The sequence below is a fragment of the Micromonospora sp. 4G55 genome (assembly GCF_016803375.1).
On record NZ_JAEVHN010000015.1, the window covers coordinates 22,872 to 31,585 of the forward strand.

11 protein-coding genes are annotated in these 8,714 nt (G+C 73.0%); 5 read left to right on the plus strand and 6 right to left on the minus strand.

The genetic code is table 11. The features are described from left to right. Positions 1-212 precede the first annotated feature (212 nt). Positions 213-1,025: a SigB/SigF/SigG family RNA polymerase sigma factor gene (locus JNW89_RS02960; RefSeq protein ID WP_375155034.1), complete on the plus strand. Its 813-nt coding sequence runs from the start codon at positions 213-215 to the stop codon at positions 1,023-1,025. Positions 1,026-1,445: 420 nt separating this feature from the next. Here JNW89_RS02960 and JNW89_RS02965 read toward each other — a convergent pair whose 3' ends face one another. After that, positions 1,446-1,619 (minus strand): hypothetical protein, encoded by a 174-nt coding sequence (locus tag JNW89_RS02965; RefSeq protein ID WP_238447577.1) that lies wholly within the window; start codon positions 1,617-1,619, stop codon positions 1,446-1,448. A 328-nt stretch (positions 1,620-1,947) separates the two neighbouring features. Further along, entirely contained in the window at positions 1,948-2,271 is a 324-nt protein-coding gene (locus tag JNW89_RS02970) for a nuclear transport factor 2 family protein (protein WP_238447578.1), read from the minus strand. A 349-nt stretch (positions 2,272-2,620) separates the two neighbouring features. On the opposite strand from JNW89_RS02970, the gene JNW89_RS02975 reads away from it, so the two are divergent. Continuing rightward, positions 2,621-3,718 (plus strand): aromatic acid exporter family protein, encoded by a 1,098-nt coding sequence (locus JNW89_RS02975; protein ID WP_238447579.1) that lies wholly within the window; start codon positions 2,621-2,623, stop codon positions 3,716-3,718. A 154-nt stretch (positions 3,719-3,872) separates the two neighbouring features. On the opposite strand, the gene JNW89_RS02980 is transcribed toward JNW89_RS02975, so the two are convergent. Both JNW89_RS02980 and JNW89_RS02985 read right to left on the minus strand, forming a co-directional pair. Then, on the minus strand, positions 3,873-4,091 hold the full coding sequence (locus JNW89_RS02980) for a hypothetical protein (protein ID WP_088964186.1): 219 nt from the start codon (positions 4,089-4,091) through the stop codon (positions 3,873-3,875). A 148-nt stretch (positions 4,092-4,239) separates the two neighbouring features. Then, entirely contained in the window at positions 4,240-4,908 is a 669-nt protein-coding gene (locus JNW89_RS02985; RefSeq protein WP_238447580.1) for a DUF1707 domain-containing protein, read from the minus strand. Positions 4,909-5,081: 173 nt separating this feature from the next. Between JNW89_RS02985 and JNW89_RS02990 the strand changes: the two genes are divergently transcribed. The 3 genes from JNW89_RS02990 to JNW89_RS03000 all read left to right on the plus strand — a co-directional run bounded on the left by JNW89_RS02990 (position 5,082) and on the right by JNW89_RS03000 (position 7,683). After that, complete coding sequence (locus JNW89_RS02990; protein WP_238447581.1) at positions 5,082-5,510, plus strand: ATP-binding protein; 429 nt, start codon at positions 5,082-5,084, stop codon at positions 5,508-5,510. Positions 5,511-5,582: 72 nt separating this feature from the next. After that, entirely contained in the window at positions 5,583-6,782 is a 1,200-nt protein-coding gene (locus JNW89_RS02995) for a PP2C family protein-serine/threonine phosphatase (RefSeq protein WP_238447582.1), read from the plus strand. A gap of 145 nt (positions 6,783-6,927) precedes the next feature. After that, positions 6,928-7,683 carry a GAF and ANTAR domain-containing protein gene (locus tag JNW89_RS03000; protein WP_238447583.1) on the plus strand — a complete coding sequence of 252 codons (756 nt, stop codon included), beginning with the start codon at positions 6,928-6,930 and terminating at the stop codon, positions 7,681-7,683. Here JNW89_RS03000 and JNW89_RS03005 read toward each other — a convergent pair. After that, complete coding sequence (locus JNW89_RS03005) at positions 7,637-7,978, minus strand: STAS domain-containing protein (RefSeq protein WP_238447584.1); 342 nt, start codon at positions 7,976-7,978, stop codon at positions 7,637-7,639. The genes JNW89_RS03000 and JNW89_RS03005 overlap by 47 nt on opposite strands. 153 nt (positions 7,979-8,131) lie before the next feature. Further along, positions 8,132-8,714 (minus strand): DUF3152 domain-containing protein (locus tag JNW89_RS03010; RefSeq protein ID WP_238447585.1); only part of this gene is annotated, 583 nt, incomplete at its 5' end.

Here is an 8,714-nt window from a genome sequence, read left to right on the forward strand (position 1 = left end):
CGCCACGCTGGGATACCTCATACTTTCGGCTAGCAATTGATCCGCCTTTCGGGTAGCGTTCGCGGCATCAAGTGAACGACATGACGCGGTGGCGAGGCCCGTGATCGTGGCCTTGCGACAGCGCACCAGCCCGTATGTGCGCCCCGGCGACAGCCGGTTCGGAGTTCTTCCGGTCGTTTCGATCAGCGGGCCCGTGCGGGAAGGCCACACTCATGGTCACCACCTTCGAACCGACGACTGGCACCCGCTTCGGCCAGCGCAGCAGCGCGCAGAGCGCCGACAGCGCGGATGCCCTCCTGGCGACGATGGCCGCGACCCCGACCGGCGACCCGCGCCGCCCGGCACTGCGGGAACGCGCCATCGAGGCGTGGTTGCCGCTCGCCCGCCACCTGGCGCGCCGCTACTCGGGACGCGGCGTACACGACGAGGATCTGGCCCAGACCGCGGTGGTCGGGCTGATCAAGGCCGTCGACAACTTCGACCCCACCCGGGGCGTCGACTTCACCGGGTACGCCATCCCGACCGTCATCGGCGAGATCAAGCGGTACTTCCGCGACCGCACCTGGGCCGTGCGGGTGCCCCGCCGCCTGCAGGAGCTGCGCCTGGCGATCACCGAGGCCAACAGCACCCTCAGCCACACCCTCGGGCGCTCACCGACCGTGGCCGACATCGCGACGTACCTCGACCTGCCCGAGGAGACGGTCCTGGAAGGACTGGAAGGGGCCCGCGCCTACCGCGCCACCTCTCTGTCCACCCCGACGGGTGCCGACGGCAGCATGGAACTGGGCGACACCCTCGGCGACTACGACCACGGCCTCGACCTCGTCGAGCTCCGCGTCGCCCTCGGCCCGGCCCTCGCCACCCTGCCGGAACGCGAACGCCGAATCCTGAGCATGCGCTTCCACGGCAATCTCACCCAGGGCCAGATCGCCGAGCAGATCGGCATCTCGCAGATGCACGTCTCCCGGCTCATCACCCGAGCGCTGGCCACCCTGCGCGGCCACTTCTCCAACGAGCGCCCCTGAGCAGCCGGGCCATCGGGCCGCGTAGCGCCACTTGGCGGTGGCGAAGATCGCCTGACAGGTAGCGGCACCCGCCCGCCCCGGCGACCGCCCGCGCTTCGGCGACAGCGGCGACTTCGTCCGCGCCGAGAGCGCCCGGCTCCACGTCGTCAGGCTGACGATCGGGTCACCTGGTTGGCCGAGGCCGACAGTCGCTCCGCCCGCCCACACCATTTGATCGTCCGCACGACCCTGCCGCCCGGTCGCCGCACCTGCGATCGGGCGGCGGCGTACGTCCACAGCGGCGACCTGTGGGTGGCGGCAGTCAGGCCACGGTGCGGGCTGGTGCGGGCGAGCGCTCCGGCACCGCCTTCCCAGCCTCGGCCCCGGCGACCGGTGACCGGCCGCCGGTACCGACCTGCTCGCCCTCGATGTGCGCCACCCTCATCGGGACGGCGCGTCCACGAGATCGGCCGGATCGAGATGCAGGGTGGCGAGCAGCCCGACGTGCTGCGCCGGGTCCACCAGTTCCGGCAGTTCGCGTTCGATCCAGTCGGCCCTCATCTGCTGGCCGCGTTCGCGAAGGGCGGCGGCGATCCGGTGTCTGGCGATCCTCATTCAGGTGCTCCCTTGTGAAGCCGTCCGGGGCGGTCACGCTCACGGACGGCGGTGTGATTGCGCCGGTCGATCCCACCGCCGGCTGTCGGGGCGAAAGCCCTGAACCGTGCGTGACCGGCGGATTGTGCGGTCGGGACGTGGTAGGCGATCAGCCAGCACGGCGAGCGGCCGTCCCGATGGGCATGACGATTGGTCAAGGCCGCCATGAACTGGCGGCGACGGCACCTGACGGCCACCGGGGGCCCGGGCGACAAGCCAACGGTACGCCTCACCGCCTGGATCGGCACAATCACCGGGGCAGGGCCTTCGGTGCACCCCGCCCTCCTGCTCAGGGCGCGATGCGCAGCCGGCGGATCTGCCGGTCGTCGTACTCCGCGAACCGGAAGCGCAGGCCGGCGACGGGGCTGCCGGGAAAGTCCCCGCTGATGGTGGCGGTCACCACCGTCCCCTCCGAGGTGTCCTCGACGTCGGTGATCTCGTACGACACCAGGGGCGTGTCCCGGCGCCAGGCGCGGATCGCCTCGATCCCCCGGTGCTCCCTGCCCTCGTCCTCGACGACCGCGTCGTCGGCGAAGAGCGCGAAGTAGGCGTCCCGGTCCGGTTGGCCGGCCAGCGCGAAGTAGCGACGGATGATCTCGGGTGGGTCGGTCATCGGAGCCCTCCGGGTGGACGTGCGTCGGTCAGACGGTCGGGATGAGATCGCCTTCGAGATGCGCGCGTGCGTGACGACGGCCGCCAGGATCGCTGGCCGAGCGAGCCCACCTACGTCACGCGACGTCACGACCTACCCGAGGATCGTCGCACCGCTGAAGGCGCCCGCGGACGTGATCACCACCGCAGCGGCCGGCCAGCGCACTGCGCCCACCGCAGCCCAGGTGGGGACGACTACGCCCCCGCCTGCCGGGTAGGAAGGGACGTGAGCGCGCCTGCGGACTGTCGCCCCGGCTGCGGAGCGGCGCCCCCCGGTCCGTCCGCGCGGACCGGACCGTCCGGTCCGCCCGATGAACGCCGTCGTCGACAACGCGCGGCGCACCGTGCGGGAGGCGTACGAACGGCTGCGCACCTACTTCATCGTCGCCCTCCAGGCGGGGCTGGCGGCGGGACTGTCCTGGTCCATCGCCAGCAACGTGCTGCACAACCCGCAACCGCTGTTCGCGCCCGCGGCGGCGGTGGGCACGATCGCCGCCGCGATCGGCAACCGGGTACGCCGCACCGCCGAGCTGCTGGCCGGGGTGATCCTCGGGGTGCTGGCCGGGGACCTGATCATCGAGGTGATCGGGGCGGGGCCGGTGCAGACCGGCTTCGTGGTGGCGCTCGCGATCTCCGTGGCGGTGCTGTTCCGCGGCAGCGGCGCGGTGATGGTGCAGGCCGGCAGCACCGCGGTGCTGCTGGGAACGGTGTCCCCGGAAGGGCCGGACCTCGCCGTACCGCGGACCGCGAACGCCCTGGTCGGTGGGTTGACCGCGGTCGCCGTGGCGCTGCTGATCCTGCCGATCAACCCGGTCCGGGTGGTGCACCGCGCGGCCGGCCCGACACTGGATCTGTTCGCGCACCAGTTGACGGTCACCGCCGACGCGCTGCGGGAGGGGAACGCGGCGAGGGCTCAGGAGGCGCTGGACCGGCTCGTCGCGGCCGAGGCCGAGCGCCGGCAGACCACCGAGATCGTCGCCGCCGCACGAGAGGTGGCCGTCCTGTCCCCCTGGTGGCGGCGACGGCGCGAGCTGCTGGGCCGGTACGAGCACGCCGCCGACCATCTGGAGCTGGCCTTCGTCAACGCCCGCGGCATGGTGCGACGAAGCGTGTCGCTGCTCGACGCCGGTGAACCCGTCCCGCCCGACCTGCCCCGCTCGGTCGAGCACTTCGGGCAGTCGCTGCGGCTGCTGCACCGGGACTTCCTCGCCGGCCGCGTCCCGGACATCGCCCGGGCCCGCGCGGTGCAGGCCGCGGGCGAGGCCCGCCGGGCGTACGCGGAGGGCCTGGGCTTCTCCGGCACGATCGTCGTTTCGCAGCTGGGCATCGTGGTGAGCGAGACGCTCCAGGCGTCCGGCCTCGACATGGCGGAGGCGAACCGGCAAGCCGGCATCGCGGCACCCAGCTGAGTGCACCGCGGCGGCCGCCAGCCGGTCGCCCGACGTACCGTGATCAACGTTTTGTGGTGGGTGACCCGACGCGGACGGCGGACGGCGGAACCCGGCGGCGCGGGCGACCGCGCCGGCGGGGGTCGGCGTCAGTTGCGCGCGAACGCGCCCGCGCTCAGCGGGGCAACTCGCGCCACGCGGGATTACCCCCGCGCCACGCCCCGGCGAGGATGCTCGCCGAGGTACGACTCGGACACTCCTGCACCTTCGAGCGGCCGTAGGCGCCGCCGATCTGTGCCTGTACCTCCCAGCGCAGCCCATCGCTGCGGATGTACACGTCGCGACGGCCGCGTGCCGTCGCGTCCCCGTTCCACCAATGCTCCTCGACGATCACCTCGCGACGGTATCTCAACCGGCGTCTGATCGGCACTGCCCGGTGGCCCACTACCGCAGCTCGATCGGCTGGCCGGGCGGCCGGACCTCGGCGAAAGAGCCTGCTTTCGGTCCCACCGTCGGAGTCGGGCGACCGGACCGGCCGGTCGTCAGTCGTCGGAGTCGGGCGACCAGTTCTCCAGCTTCCTGCGCTTCTTCTCCTGCTTGCGCATCCGCAGCTCCCGCTCGGAGGGCTTGCGCTTGATCGCCACCCCGCCCCAGAGGGCGAACCCGCCGACGGTGACCGTCGGGGCACCCGGCGCGCCCGGCCCGGTGGCCCGGTGGTCGAAGCCGCCCATCACCCCGACCCCGGTAACGTGCACGGTGGCCTGCTCGGGCACCCAGATCTCCAGGCCCCCCATCAGGGCGTAGGCATTGATCCGCACCGCCCCCACGGTGAAGATCGCGTCGCGCAGGTCGACCAGCCCGCCGCCCCAGAACGCCAGGCAGGTGAACTCGGGGCCGACGCTCCACGGGCCGGACCGTTCGAACTTGCCGGCCAGGGCATAGCCGCTGCGCGACACCGGCGCCCCGGCGACGTACGCCGGCGGCGGGGGCGGGAACAGCGACGACCCCACGGCGGGGAGGTCGTGGGTCAGGGGTTCGAGTTCGGCGTAGGTGCGGGCGGCGTAGACGCGGCCCAGCCGCTCGTCCAGCTCGCCCAGGTCGAGCCGACCCTCGGCGGCCGCCTCCCGCAGCACGGCCGCGACCCGCTCCCGGTCGGCGTCGGAGGTACGGATCTGTCCCGGGTGCACCGGTTCCGGAATGAGCTCGCTCACATAGAGGAGCGTAGAACAACCACGCACCAGCGGGGCCCGCGCCACCCGCCCGAACAGCGGCCCCCGGCGGGGTCGGCCCGGGCCGGGCCCGCTGCCTGCGGCGGAGGAGCTGTCAGGGTCACGACACCTACCTGCCCCGCATAGGAAGCCGCTACCGAGGGTAAATCAGGATCATGGCACAGCTGCGCACCTCGCCTCCCTCGCCGCAGGCTACCGAGCTGCGGCGATGGCAGCTGTCCAGCCCCGCCGACCTGAGCGGCCTGCGAGCGTCCCTGCACCAGGCGCTGACCGGCGAGGAACTGCTCGCCGGGGGCAAGCTGGACGAGGTGCCCGAGCTGGTCGCCCTGGTCGCCACGGAGCTGGCCACCAACGCCCTGCGGCACGGCATCCCGCCCACCATCGTGCGCCTGCTGGTCACCGAGGACCGGTTCATCCTCGACGTCGCCGACCACGACCTGAGCACCATCCCGGACCTGGCCCACACCCGTCCGATGGGTGCCGGCGGGCGGGGGCTCCAGATCGCCGAGGCCGTCTCGCTGGACGTCGGCTGGTACGCCACCGACCGCACCAAGAACATCTGGGCCGCCTTCCCCCGGAGCTGACCGGCCGGCGTTCCGAGCGACGGCCGGCGGGGTACCCGGTACCGGCACGCGGACCGAGGGCGGAGGACACCGATGACCGAGCGGAAAGCGCTGTACGAGCTGCTGCACCGTTCCCATCACGCCCGTCCCGAGGATCTGCCGCGGCTGGCCCGCGGGCTGGCCGAGGATCTCGGCGCCATCGACATGCGCCTTTACCTGGTCGACCACGAGCAGCGGGAACTGCTGCTGATGGACGACGGCGGAGCCGGCGACCAGGCCCCGCTGAACATCGACGGCACCCTGGCCGGCCGGGCCTACGCGATGATGCGCCCGTACGCCGCCGACGGCGGGCCCGCAGCGGCGCGGCTCTGGGTGCCGCTGCTGGACGGGCTGGAACGGATGGGCGTGGTCGAGGTGGTCACCGCCGAACCGGTTCCCACCGACCGGGTCGGTGAGTTCGAGGCGGCCTGCGCGCTCCTGGCCGAGCTGGTGGTCACCCGCTCCGCGTACAGCGACACGGTGGAGCTGGTGCGCCGCCGCGCCCCGATGCAGATGGCCGCCGAGATGCTCCGTGCCCAACTGCCGCCGCTGACCTTCTCCACCGGCAGCATGACCATCAGCGGCATCCTGGAGCCCAGCTACGACGTGGGCGGGGACGCCTTCGACTACGCGGTCAACGGCGACATCGCCCACCTGGCGCTCTTCGACGCGGTGGGCCACGGCTCCCAGGGTGGGATGCGGGCGGTGATGCTGGCCAGCCTGGCGCTGGCCGCGTACCGCAACGCCCGCCGGGCCGGTCGGGACCTGATCGCCACCTACCACCACATCGACACCACGGTCCGGGACCACGACCGGCGGGGCCTGATCACCGGGGTGCTGGCCGAACTGGACCAGCGCAACGGCCGGCTGCGGGTGATCTCCGCCGGCCACCCGAGCGGGCTGGTGCTGCGCCGGGGCCGGGTGGCGACGGTGCTGCCCACGCCGACCGCGCTGCCGGTCACCCTCGGCGAGCACCGGGCGCCGGTGGTCATCGAAGAGGCGCTGGAGCCCGGCGACGTCGTGCTCTTCTACACCGACGGGATCACCGAGGCCCGCTCCACCGACGGTGCCGCCTTCGGTGTCGACCGACTGGTCGACTTCGCCGTCCGCGCGCTGGCCGACGACTCGCCCCTACCGGAGGCCGCCCGCCGCCTAGTGCACGCGATCCTCGCCCACCAGAACGACCGGCTCGGCGACGACGCCACCGTGCTGCTGGTGCGCTGGCACGGCCCCGCCGGGCAGCCGTCGGCCTGATCACCCACCGGATTGACGCGCGACGCGCCGGGGTATCGGCGGATTCGTCAAGGACCGCGTCGGGCTCGGTGGCGTGCCGAACCCCCGCATGCGGTGGGGAGGAGGCACCGTGCCGGCCAACGATCAACCACATTCCCGACCTGCCGTGTCCCCCTCCGCCGGCCGGGACGGGGCGATCGGCGGTCACCCCCTCGCCGCCCGGCTCGCCATGCTCGCCCGGGAGTTCCAGGGCGAGCGGACAGTGGAGGACACCCTCCGGGCCATCGTGCACGCTGCCGTGGACACCGTGCCCGGCGCCTGGCACGCCGGGATCACCGAGATCGAGGGCCGGCGCCGGGTGAGCACTCCGGCCGGCACCGGTGAGGTGGTGCTGCGGGTCGACCGGGCGCAGTACGAGACCCGCGAGGGCCCCTGCCTCACCTCGGCGTACACCGAGCGGACCGTCCGGCTGCCCGACGTGGACACCGAGGAGCGCTGGCCCAGGTTCATCGCCCGGGCGCGGGAGCTGGGCGTCGGGAGCATGCTGTCGTTCCAGCTCTACGTCGCCCGCGACAATCTGGGCGCGCTCAACCTCTACGCCCGCGAGCCGCACGCCTTCACCGGCGAGTCGGAACGGGTCGGGCTGCTCTTCGCCTCGCACGCCGCCGTGGCGATCGCCGACGCGCAGCGGCTCGACCAGCTCAGCCGGGCGCTGGACGTACGCGACCTGATCGGCCAGGCCAAGGGCATCCTGATGGAACGGCACCGGCTCACCGGCGCCCAGGCCTTCGAACTGCTGGTGATGGCGAGCCAACGGATCAACGTCAAGCTGGTCGACGTGGCCCGCGAGCTGGTGGAGACCGGCGAGCTGAGCGTCACCGGCCAGCCGGAGCGAGCCCGAGCAGGGCGAGCACCCCGGTGATCTCCAAAACCCGACGGACCACGGGCCGCGCGTTCGCCACCACCAGCGGGCAGTCCCGGGCGGCGGCCCAGCCGTACGCGTCGAGCAGGACGTGGACGCCGGAGGAGTCCAGGAAGGGCACCTCGGCGAGGTCCACCTCGACGGGGGTGCCGGTGAGATCGGCCAGCACGGCGTCCAGCGCCGCGCGCAGCTCGCCGGAGGTGGCGAAATCCACCTCGCCGGCGACGCTCACCCGTAAAAGGTAGCCGTCGATGTTGACGAGAGTGATCCGGAGGTCGGCCGCCGATGTCGACATGAGTTGCCCAGGCTCGGTGTGCATTAGCACTGCTCCCTACGCCCACCGGGCTCGTTCCCTCGTAGCAGAAGGCAGAGACCAGCGCAGCCAGCCTAGCCGCAGCCGGCGGGGAAAGCACGGGCCCGTCCCGTGGGCGGGACACCGACGCCGGGGTCAGTCCCCCGCCGGCACCGGGTCGTCGTACTCGCCCGGACGGCCGGTGTGCAGGGTGCCGTCGACGTACGGCCAGGCGTTCGGCGCGCAGCGGTGCAGCCCCAGCGTCTGCTGCTGCATCACCGGGGCCGGCGCGCCCCGAGCCGGGCACAGCTCGTGCCCCATGCCGAGCCGGTGGCCGACCTCGTGGTTGAGCACGTACGCCCGGTAGGTCGCCAGGTCACCGCCGAACCCGGGCACCCCGCGCGCCCAGCGGGCCACGTTGACCACCACCCGGTCCCCGTTCCGGCAGGAGGTGTAGCGGTCGGCGGCGTCCCCGCACAGGTCGGCGCGGGTCGCCGGGGTGGTCAGCAGCACGGTGAAGTCGCCGGGACGTCCGGGCCGACCCGTTGCAGCCGCCACCGCCCGCCGCCCGTCCAACCCCGGCCGGTCGGCGAGCACCACGGCCACCTCCCGGCCGAGGAGTTCCACGTCCACCTCGTCGATGCCGCCCTCGACCGCCACCCGGTACCGCAGCAGCTCGCCAACGCGTCCGGCCACCGCACCTTGAGCGGTCGCCGTCCGCCAGGTGCCCGTACCCCGC